Here is an 18,084-nt window from a genome sequence, read left to right as displayed (position 1 = left end):
CCACACACCTGACCCTGTTCACAGATCAAAATGTGGGAGGGGGCTTGCCCCCGATGAGGCCCTCAGCAACATCACACAATCAAAGCGCCCGCGCAATGATCTCCTTCATGATCTCATTGGTCCCCGCATAAATGCGCTGCACCCGCGCATCCGCCCACGCCCGGGCAATCGGGTATTCCCACATGAAACCGTAGCCGCCGTGCAACTGCACGCACTCATCGAGCACCTTGCATTGCAGGTCCGTGGCCCAATATTTGGCCATCGCCGCAGTGGGCACATCCAGCTTGCCTTCCAGGTGCAGCGCCAGGCATTTATCCACGAACACACGGCCGATCTGAATCTCGGTGGCCATCTCCGCCAGCTTGAACCGGGTGTTTTGAAAGTCGGCAATCGCCTTGCCGAACGCCCTGCGCTCGCGGGTGTAATCCAGTGTCCACTGCAGCGCCGCCTCCGCTGAAGACAGCGCGCCAATTGCCACGGTCAACCGCTCCTGGGGCAGCTCCTGCATCAGGTAGGCAAAGCCCATGCCCGTCTGGCCCAGCAGGTTTTCCCTGGGCACGCGCACCTCCTGAAAGAACAACTCCGAGGTGTCCTGGGCCTTCATGCCGACTTTTTCCAGGCGCTTGCCCTTGTCGAAGCCCGGTGTATCGGTTTCCACCAGGAACAGGCTGGTGCCCTTCGCACCCGCCTTGGGGTCGGTCTTGGCGACCACGATCACCAGATCGGCCAGATAGCCGTTGGTGATAAAGGTCTTGGAGCCGTTGATCACATAGTCATCACCGTCCAGCACCGCCGTGGTCTTCACCCCCTGCAAGTCTGAACCGGCCCCCGGCTCGGTCATGGCAATGGCCGTAACCTTCTCGCCGGAGATCAACTTGGGCAAGTATTTGTGTTTCAGCGTTTCGCTGCCGTAATGCAGGATGTACGGCGCGACAATGTCCGAATGCAGTGAAAAACCGATGCCGGTCAAGCCCAGGCGGCTGATCTCCTCGATCACCACCGCGCTGTAAAGAAAGTCCGCGCCCAGCCCGCCATATTCCTCCGGCACGTGCGAGCACAACATCCCCGCCTCCCCCGCCTTGTTCCAGAGGCTGCGGTCGATATGGCCCTGTTTCTCCCATTGCCCGTGGAATGGCGCCGCGTCCTTTTCAAGAAAGGTGCGCACGCTTTCGCGGAAGAGTTCGTGCTCCGAACTGAACAAAGTTCTGGGAATCATGGGTCACCTGCGTGGATTGTCGGACAAAGACCTGCTGACAGAGCCTATGCCGTGAAACCCTCACGGGACACTGGACACATCCGACAAAAAATAAGACGATCCAGCCGTCTGATGACCACTTTCCCCTATAAGAATAAATGAAATCATGTCTAACCAAATCTCCACGCCGTTGCGGCGCGTCAGCATTCTGGCCATTGATCGGGTATTTGCTTCAACCCTCATGCAAGCCAAGGATTTCTTCCACCTCGCCAGCCTGCGCTATGGCAAGCAACAAGGCCTGGGCCTGACCCCTGCGTTTGAAACGCGCCTGGTCAGCCCCGACGGGCAATCGGTGCGCAGTTTCAGCGATGTGATCATGCCGGTGGACGGCGGCCTGGAAGACGCCGACATTATCGTGCTGCCAGCCTTCTGGGACGACTTCGACGCCATGTGCACCCGCTACCCCCAGGTGCTGCCGTGGTTGCGCCAACAACACGCACGCGGCGCCGTGCTGTGCGGCGAAGCCACCGGTGTGTTCTGGCTGGCCGAAGCCGGTTTGCTCGATGGCAAGGAAGCGACCACCTATTGGCGCTTCTTCAATGCCTTCAGCGAGCGCTTCCCCAAGGTCCAGCTCAACCAGGACAAGCACCTGACCGACGCCGATAACCTGTACTGCGCCGGCGGCACCACTTCAGCCTGCGACCTCTATATTTATCTGATCGAACGCTTCTGCGGCGCCAATATCGCCCAGGCCGTGGCTCGCGACATTCTCTACGAGGTGCAACGCAGCTATGCGCCGGGGCGCATCGGTTTTGGCGGGCAGAAGCTGCACCAGGATGTGATCATCCTGCAGATCCAGCATTGGCTCGAAGAACACTTTGCCGACAAGTTCCGCTTCGAAGACGTCGCCCGGGAACACGGTATGAGCATCCGCAACTTCATGCGGCGCTTCCAGGCCGCCACCGGCGACAAGCCGTTGCATTATCTGCAACGCTTGCGCATCGAGACCGCCAAGGGCCTGCTGTCGGCCAGCCGCAAGAGCATCAAGACCATCAGCTACGAGGTGGGTTACGACGATGCGAGTTTCTTTGCGCGGTTGTTCAGGCAGCACACGGAGTTGTCGCCGAACCAGTACCGCCAGCAATTCCAGCAGGCCGCCTGAAACACGCCTGTAGGAGCGAGCTTGCTCGCGAAGAACTCAAGGACAATGCGTGGAATCAGATTCCACGCGTTATCGTTAACGACCTTCGCGAGCAAGCTCGCTCCTACAGGGGGGGCGGGGCGATTAGGGTTTGTGTCCGCGCGAGAGGAACTCGTGGGACTGCATTTCCAGCAAACGACTCAAGGTGCGCTGGAATTCGAAGTTCAAGCGCCCGCCGGTATACAGGTCCTTGAGTTCGACTTCCGCCGAGATGATCAGCTTGACGTTGCGGTCGTAGAATTCATCGACCATGTTGATAAAACGCCGCGCGATGTCGTCGGTGGTCACGCCCATCTGCTCCACGCCGCTCAAGATCACCGCATGGAAGATCTTGCCCAGTTCGATGTAGTCGTTCTGGCTGCGCGGGCCGTCGCACAGTTGACGGAATTCAAACCAGGCCACGTCATCGCAGGTACGCAAGGCGATGATTTCGCGGTTCTCGATCATCAGCTTGTCGTTTTCCACCGCCTGGGTGCATTCCGGCGTCAGCGCGCGGAAGCTTTTCTTCAGGCTTTCGTGGGCCGCTTCGTTGAGCGGGAAGTGGAACAGCTCCGCTTGCTCAAGGTGACGCAAACGATAGTCGACGCCGCTGTCGACGTTGACGATATCGGTGTTTTGCTTGATCAACGCAATGGCCGGCAGGAAGCGTGCGCGCTGCAGGCCGTCCTTGTAGAGGCCATCGGGCACGATGTTCGAGGTGGCAACCAGGGTCACGCCGTTCTTGAACAGTTCTTCCATCAAGGTGCCGAGGATCATGGCATCGGTGATGTCTGAGACGAAGAATTCATCGAAGCAGATTACCCGCGCTTCGTCGGAGAAACGCTTGGCGATGATCGTCAGCGGGTTCTTTTCCCCCGGCAGGGTCTTCATTTCTTCGTGCACACGCTTCATGAAGCGGTGGAAGTGGGTGCGCACCTTTTCCTTGAACGGAAGCGCTTCGAAGAAGGTGTCCACCAGGTAAGTCTTGCCCCGGCCGACGCCACCCCAGAAGTACAGGCCCTTGACCGGCGTGTGGTCTTTTTTGCCAAACAGCTTGCTGAACATCCCCGGCTTGGTTTGCGAGGCCGCGACCAGGTCGTCGTACAGGCGCTGCAAATGACGCACCGCATTTTCCTGGGCCGCGTCATGGAAGAAGTCAGGGCGTTTCAGATCAGCTTGATATCGTTCTAGGGGCGTCATAATTTCGTTAGCAAGGCAACAAAAACGGGCCGTCACTGTAACGACGGCCCTGGATAATGGCAATCAACCCTTGGTCGGGTTAATTAATCCTCGAGGGGGGTCAACGCCACGCGCAAGGCGGCGATGGCGGCATCGCGGGAGGCTTGGTCGGCGAATTCGGCGCTGTCGGCCACTGCAGCGCCGTTCAGCCAGACGCTGAAGCTCAAGGCCTCGGTGCGAACATCCAAAGCGTCGCCGCTTTGCAACTGCCTGGTCACCGCGCCCGCCGCTTTGCCGTCAGCAAAGTGACGCGACAGCAGCAGTTGCTCGCCGTCGGCCGCCAGCAGGCGAAAGCGGAAGCTGCCGTCGTCTTCACGAAAGCTCACGAAGCGCGCAGCCTTCGCGGCTTTCTTCTTGGTGGCGACCGGCGCCGCAGCCTGGTTGACGAACGAGCGCAGACCCACCGCTTCACGCAGCTCGGCGAGGAACGGCGCCGCCACGGCACGGGCTTTTTTCGCGCCGACCAGCAGCAGGTCTTCCATGTCGGACGGGCGCGACATCAGTTGATGGTAACGCTCGCGCGCTTCACCGAGTTGGCCGTCGAGCAGTTGGAACAGACGATTTTTCGCTTCACCCCAGCCAAGGCCTTGCAGCAGTTCGCCACGCAATTCTTCTTCCTGGGCCTTGGTCGCGAACGCCTGGTACAGGGTAAACAGATGCGAGTTGTCCGGATCCTTGGCTTCGCCGGGCGCGCGCGAGTCGGTGACGATCCGCGAGATTGCGTCTTTCATGTCCTTGGCGCTGGTGAACAACGGGATGGTGTTGTCATAGCTCTTGGACATCTTGCGCCCGTCCAGGCCCGGCAAGGTGGCGACGCTTTCTTCGATCAACGCCTCGGGCATGGTGAAGAATTCTTTACCCTTGCCGAACAGGTGGTTGAAACGCTGGCCGATATCACGGGCCATTTCCACGTGCTGGATCTGGTCGCGACCCACCGGCACCTTGTGCGCGTTGAACATCAGGATGTCCGCCGCCATCAGCACCGGGTAGCTGTACAGGCCCATGGTGATGCCCGCATCCGGGTCTTCGCCGCTCTCCACGTTTTTGTCCACCGACGCCTTGTAGGCGTGGGCGCGGTTGAGCAGGCCCTTGGCGGCCACACAGGTCAGCAGCCAGGTCAACTCGGGGATTTCCGGGATATCGGACTGGCGATAGAACGTCACCCGGTTCACATCCAGGCCACCGGCCAGCCAGGTCGCAGCGATTTCCATGCGCGAGCGCTGGATGCGCTGCGGGTCATCGCATTTGATCAGGGCGTGGTAGTCGGCCAGGAAGTAGAAGGAATCGGCATTGGCGTCCTGACTGGCAAGGATCGCCGGGCGGATCGCACCGGCGTAGTTGCCCAGGTGCGGCGTGCCGGTGGTGGTAATGCCGGTGAGGATACGGGTACGGGTCGTCATGGGTGATCGCTTGTCATCAATTCGAAAGGCGTGGCAGCACCAGATCCTTGAGATCGGTCAGCTTGCCATGAAAAAAGTGTCCGCATTCTGCCACTTTCAGCAGCGTATGGGGGCGATTCAAGGCGGCGGACCAGTCGTAGACGATTTGCGGGTCGACCACTTCGTCGGTTTCCGGCTGGATCAGGGTCAACGGGCAACCTTGGGGCAACACGTCCGACTCGCCCAGGCGCATCACCGCAGCAGCGACCATGAACAGGTGCGCGAGCTTCTCGCCCCTGGCTTCCAAACGCCCGCCGAGACTGGCAGCCACGTAACCGCCGAAGGAAAAACCCAGCAAGGTGATCGGCAGGTCCGGGTGTTTTTCCCGCAGCCAGGTGGCGGCCGCTTCGGCATCGTCGACTTCACCGCTGGCCATATCGTGGGAACCAGCACTGGCGCCGACGCCACGATAATTGAAACGCAACGTAATCAAACCGGCATCGCGGGCGGTGCGTTGCAGGGTCGAGACCACTTTATTGAGCATGGTCCCACCCTGCACCGGGTTAGGGTGACAGATCAGCGCCAGACCACGTGGCTCGGGGTGATCCAGGTACAGGGCTTCCAGTTGGCCCACCGGGCCATCGATCAAAACAGGGGCTTCACGCATGAGCAAGAGATGAACTCCGTGACCTCTCAAAGGGTCGACTCGTCTAGCTAAAAGTCTGTGCATGGCATCATTGCGAGGTTAATCGCGGTATACAGCGCAGGTTTGAGCCGTTAACGTAAAGCAAAGCCGTTTATAGAGGAAGGACTCGTGGAACACTCGCTCTTAGTTTGGTTGTTGCCGACTCTTGCCCTGGTTGCCGGTGTCGCCATTGGATTCCTGGTTGCTCGCCTGCTGCCGAATGCCGCGCCTAACCGCACGCAACGTCAGCTGGATGACATTCAGGAACGTTTTGACAGTTATCAGAACGAGGTTGTTACCCACTTCAACAGCACCGCGACCCTGGTCAAGAAGCTCACCCAGAGCTACCAGGAAGTACAGGATCATCTCGCCGATGGCGCAAACCGCCTGGCCCTCGACGACATCACTCGCCAGCGCCTGCTGGCCGCGCTGCATTCCGATGCACCGCAAACCCCACGGGAACGCCTGACCCCACCCCGGGAAAACCAGGAGCCGCCTCGGGACTACGCGCCAAAAATGCCGGACGCTCCAGGCATGCTGGATGAGCACTACGGCTTGAAGAAGTAATTCATTCAAGCAATTAAAAAGCCCGGCTGATCGATGATCAGCCGGGCTTTTTTGTGGACTCTCTCCAGAGACAATCGAGATCCAATGTGGGAGGGGGCTTGCCCCCGATAGCAATGTGTCAGATCCAAAGTAGGTGACTGACACACCGCCATCGGGGGCAAGCCCCCTCCCACAATTGACCGAGCAAGACTTTAAATCTGTTCCTGCAACCGCCCACCCTCGATCCGCACATGCCTTCCATGAAAGCGCTTGAGACTGCTGCGATGACCAACGCTGACGACGCTCAGCCCCGGCAGCTCATCGATCAGCGCCTGGTACAACGTCGCCTCATCCTCTTCATCCATGGCCGAAGTGGCTTCGTCCATGTACAGCCATTGCGGCGCGAACAACAAGGCGCGGGCGAAGGCCAGGCGCTGCTGTTCGCCCGGCGAAAGCATGCGTTGCCAGTGATTGGCGTCATCCAGGCGACCAACCAGATGCGGCAAGCGGCAGGTTTCCAGCACCTGTGCATAACGTTCGGCCGGATAGACGCTGTCGTCCTGTGGATAACTCAGCACCGCCTTGAGCGTGCCTATCGGCAAGTAAGGCTTCTGCGGCAGGAACAAGTAGCGCTTCGCCGGCAGCCGAATGCTGCCATGACCGGCCGGCCACAGGTGGCCCATCGCCCGCAGCAAGGTGCTCTTGCCGCTGCCGGAACGCCCGCTGAGCATCACGCGCTGGCCAGGCTCCACGCTCATGTCGGCGTCGGCGAGCAGGTGACGGCCATCGGCCAGGTCCATGCCCAGGCCGTTGATCACCAGGCGTTCACCTTCAGGGCGCACATCGATGGCCGGGGCACGCTGCTCGTTATCGCTCATGGCCTGCTGGAAACTCAGCAGACGATCACTGGTAGCGCGCCACGACGCCAGTTCCGAATAGGCGTTGATAAACCAGCTGAAGTTATCCTGCACGTTGCCGAACGCCGAGTTGATTTGCATCAGCTCGCCCAGTTCGATCTTGCCGGTGAAGTAGCGCGGCGCGGCGACGATAAACGGGAAGATGATCGCAATCTGGCTGTAGCCGGCGGTGAAAAAGGTCAGGCGCTTGGACACTTTCATGATGTCCCAGAAGTTGTGCCAGACCTTGCCGAAGCGCGTACTCAGGCGCTGTTTTTCATTCGGTTCGCCATTGTACAGCGCGATGCTTTCGGCATTTTCGCGCACCCGCACCATGGAGAAGCGCAAGTCCGCTTCGAAGCGCTGTTGCTGGTTGCTCAAGCCGATCAGACGGCGCCCGATCAGGTGCGTCAACCAACTGCCCACGGCGGCATACAGCAGCGCGCACCAGAACATGTAGCCGGGAATGGTGATACCGAACACCTCGATGCTGCCCGACACGCCCCACAGGATGATCGAGAACGACACCAGGCTGACCACGTTGCGCAACAGCCCCAAGCCCAGGCTCAAGGTGCTGGAGGTGAAGGTATTGAGGTCTTCGGAAATCCGCTGGTCCGGGTTATCGGTGTAGCCGCCCTGCTCCAGCTGGTAGTAGTTCTTGTGGGCGAGCCAGCGTGCGAAGTGCTTTTCGGTCAGCCAGGCACGCCAGCGGATGGTCAGCATCTGGGTCAGGTACAAGCGGTACACCGCGCCCAGGATCGCCACGGCCGCGATGCCGCCGAAGTAACCGATCAGTTGCCAGAAGGCGGCCGTGTCCTTCTTCTCCAGGGCGTTGTAGAAATCCTTGTACCAATGGTTGATCCACACCGAGATCGCCACGCTGAACAGCGACAAACCAATCACGGCGGCCAGCAGCAACCAGGCCCTGCCCTTCTCTTCACTGCGCCAATACGGCGTGATCATTGCCCAGGTTCGGCGGAAGAATTGCCCACGCACCGCATCATTGACCGCGGAGTACTCAGCGTTCTGATTCATTGTTCAGGCTCGGTAGGAAAATATGACAGGCGTTTGAACCGATCATAGGCGATCGGTTCAGGGCTCCGTGCGGCCTGAAGCAGCTTGTTCAGTCTTCGTTCAGCGCCGTACCGGGCGCTTCTGCAATTTGCGCTGTAACGTGCGCCGGTGCATGCCCAACGCGCGCGCGGTGGCGGAGATATTGCCTTCATGCTCGGTCAGTACGCGCTGGATGTGTTCCCACTGCAAGCGGTCCACCGACATCGGGTTTTCCGGCACCAGGGTGTCGAGGTCGGCGTGCTCGGAAAGCAGCGCGGCGAGCACGTCATCGGCATCCGCCGGCTTGCACAGGTAGTTGCAGGCGCCGCGCTTGATGGCTTCGACGGCGGTGGCGATGCTGGAGTAGCCGGTGAGGATCACTACGCGCATTTCCGGGTCGAGTTCGAGCAGCTTGGGCAACAGCACCAGGCCCGAATCGCCGTCCATTTTCAGGTCGAGCGCGGCGTAGTCCGGCAGGTCGGCCTGGGCGATGGTCAGGCCTTCTTCGGCAGAACCTGCGGTGCTGACGCGAAAGCCGCGCCGGCTCATGGCGCGCGCCATCACGCGGGTAAAGGTGGCGTCGTCATCTACCAGCAGCAGGTGCGGCAGTTCTTCGCCTTCGACTTGGGTCTCGTCACTCATCGATATCTCCTCGTGCGACACGGGGCAGGCGCAGCTCGGTGAGCGTGCCGCCTTCCTCATGACTATAGAGCTTCACTGAGCCGCCCGCGCGGGTCACGCTGGCCTTGCTCAAAAACAGGCCGAGGCCGAAGCCTTTGCCCTTGGTGGTAAAGAAGGGTTTGCCGATCTGCTCGGCAATGGCCAGCGGCACGCCCGCGCCGTGGTCACGAATGCTGATGGTGACGTTTTCCGCGTCCCAGTCCAACTGCACGCCCAGGCCTTCAGGGCAGGCGTCGGCGGCATTGTTCAACAGGTTGAGCAAGGCCTGGGTAAGATCCGGCGGCGGCGCCATGCGCGGTACGCTGCCCTGGCCCAACAGGCTGAAACGGTAACTGGCTTCGGGGCGCATCAGGTGCCAGCGGTTCAGGGCTTCGTCGAGCCACTGGGTAACATCCTGCATCTCGACCGCCAGACGCCGATTGGCTTCGGCGGCCCGCACCAATTGCTGCAGGGTCAACTTGCACTGCTTGACCTGTTCCTGCAGCACGCTGAGGTCATCCTGCAACGCCGGGTCGTGATGGTCCTGGGTCATTTCCTTGAGCAGCACGCTCATGGTCGCCAGCGGCGTGCCCAGTTCATGGGCGGCACCCGCCGCCTGCGTGGCGACGGCCAGCAGTTGCTGGTCGCGCAGGCCTTCTTCGCGGCGAATCGCGCGCAGTTCTTCCTGGCGACGCAACTCTTCGGCCATGCGTGCGGCAAAAAACGTGATGACCGCAGCGGACAAGGCAAAGCTCAGCCACATCCCGTAGATCTGCAGATTTTCCCGAGCGATCGGAAAAGTCTGCAGTGGATAGAATTGCGCCAGCAGCAAAGTGTAGAGGGTCAGCGCAATGCCCGACAGCACCACCGAATAGCGCCACGGCAAGGTCACGGCGGCGATGGTCAGTGGCACCAGGTAATACGACACAAACGGGTTGGTGGAGCCACCGGAGAAATACAGCAACACACTGTGGATAAACAGGTCGCAGGCCAATTGCAGCGCGTATTCCAACTCGGTGACCGGCCAGGTGGTGCGCAAGCGGATGGCGGTAAACGCACACAGCACGCTGGAAAAGCCGAGGGTCACGGCCAGTTGCAGCCAGGGCAGCGGCAGCAGGTCGAACCAATAGGCGAGCCCGACGGAACCGGCCTGTGCGGCCAATACCAACGTGCGGATGAACGTCAGGCGCCAGAGGTTCTGGCGGGTGGCGGAAGTCAGTTTTACGGCGGCGAGCATGAGCTCTCCCGATGAGCGCTGCAGGCGGATCGGCACGAGTATAAACGAAGCAGAGCGGCTGGCACGGCGCGTGTGGCTCTTTGACGCAGGCCGCACAAATGACCGTTCGCCGCCGCCGCCAGCACATGTAGAGAATATGTAAACCCGAAGAACCCGATGCCACCGTCTACAGTCATACCGAACACGACAATCTCAAGGAGCTTTCATGTCCCGTTTCACTCGCAGTGCCGCTGTTCTCACCCTCGGCGTCAGCGCCCTGGCCAGCCTGCCGGCGATGGCCGCCGATGAACTGCATTACAACCAGATCTCCCTGCGCGCCGAAGTCAGCCAGGAAGTGGCGCGCGACAAGATGATCGTGACCCTCTACACCGAATCGCAGAACGCGGACCCGGCCAAGCTCGCCGCCGAAATCACCACCGCCATGAACACCGCTCTGGGCCAGGCCCGCGAAGTCAAGGGCGTGACCCTGCGCCAGGGCAGCCGCAACAGTTACCCGATCTACGACAGCAAGAACCAGAAAATCACCGGCTGGCGAGAACGCGCCGAACTGCGCCTGGAAAGCGCGGACTTCCCGGCGCTGTCCAAACTTACCGGCGAGCTGTTGAACACCCTGAAGATGGACAGCATGGACTTCGCCATCGCGGACAGCACGCGCAAGGCCAGCGAAGATGCGATGCTCAAAGACGCGGTGGCCGCATTCAAGGCCCGTGCGCAACTGGCAACCGATGCGCTGGGCGGCAAGGGTTACAGGATCGTCAACCTGAACTTCAACACCAACGGCTATCCGATGCCCTATGCACGCGGCGCCATGATGATGAAAGCGGCGATGGCCGATTCAGCGCCCACCCCTGAAGTGGAAGCCGGCACCAGCCAGGTCACCATGAGCGCAGACGGCGTGATTGAAGTGCAGATGCAGTGACCCCTACCTGACAACCCTGAACGGCGGTAACCTCGGTGACCGCCGTTTTTTTATTTGCGCAGCTTTTACAGGGTTGCGATTTCAGGGGTCTCCATGGACAGAACTGCCTTCAAACCGCTCCTCCTTGCCGCCGGCCTCCTGGCCTTCATGCCCATGGCGCACGCAGCTACCACCCTGGTCTACTGCTCCGAAGCCAGCCCCGCCGGCTTCGACCCCAGCCAGTACACCAGCGGCACCGACTTTGACGCCTCCGCCGAAACCGTGTTCAACCGCCTCACCCAGTTCAAGCGTGGCGGCACCGAAGTCGAGCCCGGCCTCGCCACTCGCTGGGATGTCTCCGAAGACGGCCTCACCTACACCTTCCACTTGCGCGAGGGCGTGAAGTTTCACACCACCGATTTCTTCACCCCGACCCGCGACTTCAACGCCGATGATGTGGTGTTTACCTTCAACCGGCTGTTGGACGCCGAAAGTCCGTTTCGCAAGGCCTACCCTTCCGAATCGCCCTACTTCACCGACATGGGCCTGAACACCACAATCAAAAGCCTAGACAAACTCGACGATCGCACCGTGCGCTTCAACCTGAACAAGGTGGATGCCGCGTTCGTGCAGAACCTGGCGATGAGTTTCGCCTCAGTGCAATCGGCCGAGTACGCCGCCCAGCTCCTCAAGCAAGGCAAGGCCGAGGACATCAATCAGAAGCCGGTCGGCACCGGCCCGTTCGTGTTCAAGCGCTACCAGAAAGATTCACAGATCCGTTACGTCGCCAATAAAGCGTATTGGAAGCCCGAAGATGTGAAGCTCGACAACCTGGTCTTCGCCATCACCCCGGACGCCGCCGCGCGCCTGCAGAAACTCAAGGCCGGTGAATGCCAGGTCAGCGGCTACCCGCGCCCCGCCGATATCGAGGTGATGAAACAGGACCCGAACCTGCGCGTGCTGCAGCAGGCCGGCTTCAACCTCGGCTTTCTCGCCTACAACGTCACCCATCCGCCCCTGGACCAGCTGAAGGTGCGCCAGGCGCTGGATATGGCCATCGACAAGCCTGCGATCATCAAGGCGGTGTATCAAGGCGCCGGACAATTGGCGCAGAACGCGCTGCCGCCCGCGCAGTGGTCTTATGACACGGCGATAAAGGATGCGCCGTACGACCCGACCAAGGCCCGGGCGCTACTAAAAGAAGCAGGGGTTGCACCAGGTACCACCATCGATCTTTGGGCAATGACCGTGCAACGCGCCTCCAACCCGAATGCGCGCATGTCCGCACAAATGATCCAGCAGGATTGGGCCAAGGTCGGCATCAAGGCCAATATCGTCAGCTATGAGTGGGGCGAATACATCAAGCGCGCCAAGAATGGTGAACACGACGCGATGATTTACGGCTGGACCGGCGACAACGGCGACCCCGATAACTGGCTCGGCGTGCTCTACAGTTGTGCCGCGGTCAAGGGCAGCAACTACGCCAAATGGTGTAACCCGGCGTATGACAAGCTGGTGCAGCAGGCCAAGGTCAGCAACGCCCGCGAACAGCGCATCAAGTGGTATCAACAGGCACAACAAATCCTTAAGGAACAAGTACCTATAACGCCTATTGCGAACTCGACGGTTTTCCAGCCAATGCGCAAGCAAGTGCGCGACTTCAAGATCAGCCCGTTCGGGCTGACACCGTTCTACGGTGTGAGTCTAGATAAGTAACAACAACGCCCCAATCGAGTGCACTAGACGCCTCGATTGGGCTTTTGCGGTGCGCCCCACGCACCGAAAAAAACCGCCAAATGGACACATTTATGTCAAAACTTTCATAAATGCGACATTCTTGTACGCCCGTCCCACTGTTTGCCGCTTGCAACCGTTCAACATCTTGCAATGGGTATGGCGCCTGCGTAAGTATCCGCAGGCCGACTCACGAGGTCGCCCTCACCACCAAAAATGACAACAAATCATGAGGCCAACATGCTTAAACACGCAGTCCTTCCGTTATTAGTGAGCGCTGGCCTTATGGCCGCAGCCCCATTTGCCCAAGCGGCAACTAACCTGGTGTTCTGCTCCGAAGGGAGCCCGGCCGGTTTTGACCCAGGCCAGTACACCACCGGAACAGACTTCGATGCCTCGGCCGAAACCATGTTCAACCGCCTGAGCCAGTTCGAACGCGGCGGCACCGCCGTGGTGCCAGGCCTCGCCACCAGCTGGGACGTGTCCCCGGACGGCCTGACATATACCTTCCACCTGCGCGAAGGCGTCAAGTTCCACACCACCCCGTACTTCAAGCCGACTCGTGAATTTTCGGCCGACGACGTACTGTTCACCTTTAACCGGATGATCAATAAAGACGATCCATTCCGTAAAGCCTACCCCACCGAGTTTCCGTACTTCACGGACATGGGGATGGACACCAACATCAAGAACATCGAAAAGATCGATGACCACACCGTCAAGTTCACCCTTGGCAAAGTGGACGCTGCGTTCATCCAGAACATGGCCATGAGTTTCGCCTCGATCCAATCCGCCGAATACGCCGCGCAATTGTTGAAGGAAGGCAAACCCGCCGACATCAACCAGAAACCGGTGGGTACTGGCCCGTTCGTGTTCAAGAGCTACCAGAAAGACTCGAACATTCGCTACACCGGCAACAAGGACTACTGGAAACCTGAAGACGTGAAGATCGATAACCTGATCTTCGCCATCACCACTGACCCGTCGGTGCGTATCCAGAAGCTCAAGAAAAACGAATGTCAGGTCACCCTGTTCCCACGTCCGGCCGACCTCAAGGCGCTGGGTGAAGACAAGGACCTGAAACTGCCGCACCAGGCTGGTTTCAACCTGGGCTACGTGGCCTACAACGTGATGGACAAGGTCAAGGGCAGCGATCAGCCCAACCCACTGGCCGACCTGCGCGTGCGCCAGGCGCTGGACATGTCGGTGAACAAGCAGCAGATCATCGACTCGGTGTACCAGGGTGCCGGTCAACTGGCCGTCAACGCCATGCCGCCGACCCAATGGTCCTACGACACCACCATCAAGGATGCCGCCTATAACCCTGAGAAAGCCAAGGCGCTGCTCAAGGAAGCCGGCATCAAGGAAGGCACCGAGATCGTGCTGTGGGCCATGCCGGTTCAGCGTCCGTACAACCCGAACGCCAAACTGATGGCCGAGATGCTGCAGAACGACTGGTCCAAGATCGGCTTGAAGGTCAAGATCACCAGCTACGAGTGGGGCGAATACATCAAGCGCTCCAAGGGCGGCGAGAACCAGGCCATGATCATTGGCTGGAGCGGCGACAATGGTGACCCGGACAACTGGCTGAACGTGCTGTTCGGCTGCGACTCGCTGTCGGGCAACAACTTCTCCAAGTGGTGCGACAAGAAATTCGACGGCATCGTGAAGGAAGCCAAGGCCACATCGGATGTCGCCAAACGCACCGAGCTGTACAAGCAGGCGCAACATGTTCTGAAAGATGCAGTTCCGATGACACCTATCGCGCACTCGACGGTGTATCAACCCATGCGCAACACCGTGCAGGATTTCAAGATCAGCCCGTTTGGCTTGAACTCCTTTTACGGCGTGAGCGTAAGCGGCAAGTAAGGATCAATGACGGCGACGTTTTACAACGTCGCCGTTATTTCATCCGCCTGGACCGTAGGAAACAGACCACATTTATAAGCGCTGCTGTCCTACAGCAATGAACTGCGCTTCATGTCTCCGTTACCTACAGGGTCAATCCGATTTGGCGCATTTACTGTGAAGTCCGCAGCCCATAACGTTGTAGGACAGCAGAGGCGCCAACTTGCGAAAGGCACTTACCGCGTGTGGGACCAGTGATGTCCGCCTGGCCGGAGGCCTAAGGGATTGTTCGCTGTTGATAACTACAGACAAGGATCGGAATCGTCATGCGCCATACCACCGTTCTATCCGCAATGTTTGCCACCAGCCTGTTGGCCGTGGCCACAATAGCTCAAGCCGCCGACAAGAAGAGCCTGGTGTTCTGCTCCGAGGGCAGCCCGGCAGGCTTTGACACCGCGCAATACACCACCGCCACCGACAACGATGCGGCAGAACCGTTGTACAACCGTCTGGTCGAGTTCGAAAAAGGCGCAACTGACGTAGTGCCTGGGCTGGCGACCAAATGGGACATCTCCGAAGACGGGCTGACCTACACCTTTCATCTGCGTGAAGGGGTGAAGTTCCACAGCAACAAGGAATTCAAGCCGACGCGCGACTTCAACGCCGACGACGTGCTGTTCACCTTCAACCGCATGCTTGACCCCGACCACCCGTTTCGCAAGGCCTACCCTACCGAGTTCCCCTACTTCAACGGGATGAGCCTGAACAAGAACATTGCCAAGGTCGAAAAAACCGACCCGCACACCGTGGTGATCACCTTGAACACGGTCGACGCCGCGTTCGTGCAAAACATCGCCATGAGCTTCGCCGCGATCCTCTCCGCCGAGTATGCCGAGCAGTTGGTCAAGGAAGGCAAGCCCAGCGATATCAACCAGAAGCCGATCGGCACCGGCCCGTTTGTGTTCCAGCGGTACCAGAAAGACTCGCAGATTCGCTACGTGGCGAACAAACAGTACTGGGACCCGAGCCGGGTCAAGCTCGATCAACTGATCTTCGCCATCAACACCGACGCGTCGGTGCGCGTGCAGAAGCTCAAGGCCGGCGAATGCCAGGTCACCCTGCACCCGCGCCCCGCCGATGTCGACGCGCTCAAGGCCGACCCGAACCTGCAATTGCTGACCAAGCCCGGCTTCAACCTGGGCTACATCGCCTACAACGTGCGCCACAAGCCGTTCGACCAGCTTGAAGTGCGCCAGGCGCTGGACATGGCGGTGAACAAGCAGAGCATCCTCAACGCCGTCTACCAGGGCGCGGGGCAACTGGCGGTGAACGCCATGCCGCCGACCCAGTGGTCCTACGATGACAGCATCAAGGACGCCGCCTACAACCCGGAAAAAGCCAAGGAGCTGCTCAAGGCCGCCGGCGTGAAGGAAGGCACCGAGATCACCCTCTGGGCGATGCCGGTACAACGGCCGTACAACCCCAATGCCAAGCTGATGGCTGAAATGCTGCAGAACGATTGGGCCAGGATCGGCCTGAAAGTGAAGATCGTCAGCTACGAATGGGGCGAATACATCAAGCGCACCAAGAACGGTGAGCACGATGTCAGCCTGATCGGCTGGACCGGCGACAACGGTGACCCGGACAACTGGCTGGGCACCCTCTACAGCTGCGACGCCATCGGCGGGAACAACTACTCCATGTGGTGTGACCCGGCGTACGACAAGCTGATCAAGCAAGCCAAGGTCGTCACCGACCGTGAACAAAGGACTGTTCTGTACAAACAGGCGCAGCAACTGCTCAAGCAGCAGGTGCCGATCACGCCAGTCGCCCACTCGACGGTCAACCAGCCGTTAAGCGCCAAAGTCGAAGGATTCAAAGTAAGCCCCTTCGGCCGCAACGTGTTCTCGGGCGTCAGCATCACCCCATAAGAAAAATAACCGGATTGCGCAGGGCGAAGTTGGCCCTGCGGCAAACGTGCAGCCTTTTGTTGGGATTTTTCCTACGCCAAACGTTTGCAATAGCTTGAACGAGTTACACACCCAATAGCCGGTTCACCTAAAAAGACCGGCATAAAAAAGAGAACCAAAGGAGCTTCACCCATGAAACTGAGCAGCAAAGCGCTTCTGGCCCTGGCCATCAGCAGCATCACGGCCACCGCCTACGCTGAAATCCAGAGCCAGGACTTCGTTCCTACCACTCTGGCCGGCACCAGCGCCCAAAGCGAGGCCAAAGGCTTCATCGAAGATTTCAGCCTGGGCGGCACCACGCGTAACTGGTACTCCCATGAAAGCAAATACCGTGGGGGCACCTTCTCGTACCAGAAGCACGGCCAGACCCTGACCGACCGCAACCGTACCAACTGGGTGCAGGGCACCATCCTCAACGCCAGCTCGGGTTTCACCCAGGGCACTGTCGGCGTCAAGACCGAAGTGGCGGTGTACAACGCGCTGGTCCTGGACCGCAGCAAGCGTGATATCAAGGGCGGCTCCAACCGCACCCTGGCCGACTCCAACGGTGATGCCGTAGACCAGTGGAGCAAACTGGGCCTGGCCAACGTGCAGTTCCGCGTATCCAACACTACGCTGACTGCCGGTCGCCAGAACTTCAGCAGCGGTATCGTCGATACCATCGGCAACCGTGCGCTGCCCTCAAGCTTCCAGGGTGTGAGCTTCAACAGCGAAGAATTCAGCAACCTGTCGTTCCAGGGCGGCGTGTTTGACCGCGTTTCCCCGCGTAGCGAGCAGAGCCTGTCGAAATTCCGCAGCGAATACGGCAATGGTGCGGAAACCGACAAAGTGTCGACCCTGGGTGTGAACTACCAGCCGCTGAAAAGCCTGAAGACCAGCTTCTTCGCCGCCAACGTGAAGGACTTCTGGAACCAGTACTACTTCGGCGCCACCCACGAACTGGGCGACGCTCAGCAACTGGGCCTGACCACCGGCTTCAACTACTACAAGACGGTCGATGAAGGCAAAAAAGAGATGGGGGAAATCGACAACGATACCTTCTCCCTGTCCCTGGGACTGACTCACCAGGCACACAGCCTGACCTTCGGCTACCAGCAGGTGAACGGTAACGAGTACTTCGACTACCTGCACGAAACCAACGGCATCTACCTGGCCAACTCCCTGACGTCCGACTTCAACGGCCCGAACGAGAAATCGTTCCAGATCGCCTACGCCATCAACATGGCCGAATACGGCGTGCCAGGCCTGAAGTTCAACGCCTACTCGGCCCGCGGCTGGGGCATCGACGGTACCCACTACACCGGCAACAATGGTCGCGCCAAGTTCGCCTACGACGGCATTCAGTCCCAGGACGGCGAGAAGCACCAGGAATACGGTGTAGGCGCCTCTTACGCCCTGCAAAGCGGCCCGCTCAAAGCCACTACCGTGCGCGCAACCTATGTTGAGCACCGTGGCAGCGAGTTCCAGTCCGACGGCAGCATCAAAGAGTTCCGTCTGGTCACCACCATCCCGTTCAACATTCTTTAATTAGCGCCAGGTAAGCGGCGGGCTCAGGACGAGCCCG

General features: G+C 59.6%; 14 protein-coding genes. 7 read left to right on the top strand and 7 right to left on the bottom strand.

Going from position 1 to position 18,084, the window contains the following annotated elements:
* Positions 1 to 79: 79 nt before the first annotated feature.
* A complete protein-coding gene (locus MRY17_RS04030) occupies positions 80 to 1,216 on the bottom strand; it encodes an acyl-CoA dehydrogenase family protein (RefSeq protein WP_243353335.1) in 1,137 nt (378 codons plus the stop codon).
* A gap of 220 nt (positions 1,217 to 1,436) precedes the next feature.
* Here MRY17_RS04030 and MRY17_RS04025 point away from each other — a divergent pair, with 220 nt between their 5' ends.
* Positions 1,437 to 2,357 carry a GlxA family transcriptional regulator gene (locus MRY17_RS04025; RefSeq protein WP_243353912.1) on the top strand — a complete coding sequence of 307 codons (921 nt, stop codon included), beginning with the start codon at positions 1,437 to 1,439 and terminating at the stop codon, positions 2,355 to 2,357.
* A gap of 123 nt (positions 2,358 to 2,480) precedes the next feature.
* Here MRY17_RS04025 and zapE read toward each other — a convergent pair whose 3' ends face one another.
* The 3 genes from zapE to MRY17_RS04005 all read right to left on the bottom strand — a co-directional run bounded on the left by zapE (position 2,481) and on the right by MRY17_RS04005 (position 5,660).
* Positions 2,481 to 3,575, bottom strand: coding sequence for a cell division protein ZapE (zapE, locus tag MRY17_RS04015; RefSeq protein ID WP_124357033.1), 1,095 nt, complete (start codon positions 3,573 to 3,575; stop codon positions 2,481 to 2,483).
* Positions 3,576 to 3,658: 83 nt separating this feature from the next.
* Positions 3,659 to 5,014: a tryptophan--tRNA ligase gene (locus MRY17_RS04010; RefSeq protein ID WP_181282692.1), complete on the bottom strand. Its 1,356-nt coding sequence runs from the start codon at positions 5,012 to 5,014 to the stop codon at positions 3,659 to 3,661.
* A gap of 16 nt (positions 5,015 to 5,030) precedes the next feature.
* The gene (locus MRY17_RS04005; protein ID WP_243353334.1) at positions 5,031 to 5,660 is read right to left on the bottom strand and encodes an alpha/beta hydrolase; all 630 of its coding nucleotides are present in this window, start codon (positions 5,658 to 5,660) and stop codon (positions 5,031 to 5,033) included.
* A 147-nt stretch (positions 5,661 to 5,807) separates the two neighbouring features.
* Between MRY17_RS04005 and MRY17_RS04000 the strand changes: the two genes are divergently transcribed.
* Entirely contained in the window at positions 5,808 to 6,245 is a 438-nt protein-coding gene (locus MRY17_RS04000) for a YhcB family protein (RefSeq protein ID WP_181282694.1), read from the top strand.
* A 191-nt stretch (positions 6,246 to 6,436) separates the two neighbouring features.
* Here MRY17_RS04000 and MRY17_RS03995 read toward each other — a convergent pair whose 3' ends face one another.
* From MRY17_RS03995 to MRY17_RS03985, 3 genes are all read right to left on the bottom strand, one after another.
* On the bottom strand, positions 6,437 to 8,155 hold the full coding sequence (locus tag MRY17_RS03995; RefSeq protein WP_181282695.1) for an ABC transporter ATP-binding protein/permease: 1,719 nt from the start codon (positions 8,153 to 8,155) through the stop codon (positions 6,437 to 6,439).
* Positions 8,156 to 8,254: 99 nt separating this feature from the next.
* Positions 8,255 to 8,815, bottom strand: coding sequence for a response regulator transcription factor (locus MRY17_RS03990; protein WP_181282696.1), 561 nt, complete (start codon positions 8,813 to 8,815; stop codon positions 8,255 to 8,257).
* Positions 8,808 to 10,070 (bottom strand): ATP-binding protein, encoded by a 1,263-nt coding sequence (locus tag MRY17_RS03985; RefSeq protein ID WP_065893639.1) that lies wholly within the window; start codon positions 10,068 to 10,070, stop codon positions 8,808 to 8,810. The genes MRY17_RS03990 and MRY17_RS03985 overlap by 8 nt, the downstream gene beginning before the upstream one ends.
* Positions 10,071 to 10,275: 205 nt before the next feature.
* Here MRY17_RS03985 and MRY17_RS03980 point away from each other — a divergent pair, with 205 nt between their 5' ends.
* The 5 genes from MRY17_RS03980 (at position 10,276) to MRY17_RS03960 (ending at position 18,047) form a co-directional block, all read left to right on the top strand.
* On the top strand, positions 10,276 to 10,989 hold the full coding sequence (locus tag MRY17_RS03980; RefSeq protein ID WP_181282697.1) for an SIMPL domain-containing protein: 714 nt from the start codon (positions 10,276 to 10,278) through the stop codon (positions 10,987 to 10,989).
* Between the two features lie 93 nt (positions 10,990 to 11,082).
* On the top strand, positions 11,083 to 12,684 hold the full coding sequence (locus MRY17_RS03975; RefSeq protein WP_243353333.1) for an ABC transporter substrate-binding protein: 1,602 nt from the start codon (positions 11,083 to 11,085) through the stop codon (positions 12,682 to 12,684).
* A 258-nt stretch (positions 12,685 to 12,942) separates the two neighbouring features.
* Positions 12,943 to 14,571, top strand: a complete 1,629-nt coding sequence (locus MRY17_RS03970) for an ABC transporter substrate-binding protein (RefSeq protein ID WP_181282699.1) — start codon at positions 12,943 to 12,945, stop codon at positions 14,569 to 14,571.
* Positions 14,572 to 14,876: 305 nt separating this feature from the next.
* Entirely contained in the window at positions 14,877 to 16,481 is a 1,605-nt protein-coding gene (locus tag MRY17_RS03965; RefSeq protein ID WP_243353332.1) for an ABC transporter substrate-binding protein, read from the top strand.
* Between the two features lie 171 nt (positions 16,482 to 16,652).
* Positions 16,653 to 18,047, top strand: a complete 1,395-nt coding sequence (locus MRY17_RS03960; protein ID WP_243353331.1) for an OprD family outer membrane porin — start codon at positions 16,653 to 16,655, stop codon at positions 18,045 to 18,047.
* Positions 18,048 to 18,084 lie beyond the last annotated feature (37 nt).

Origin of the sequence: Pseudomonas orientalis (genome assembly GCF_022807995.1) — a bacterium.
GTDB classification, from domain to species: Bacteria; Pseudomonadota; Gammaproteobacteria; order Pseudomonadales; family Pseudomonadaceae; genus Aquipseudomonas; species Aquipseudomonas orientalis_B.
This window is presented reverse-complemented; position numbering and strand designations above follow the sequence as displayed.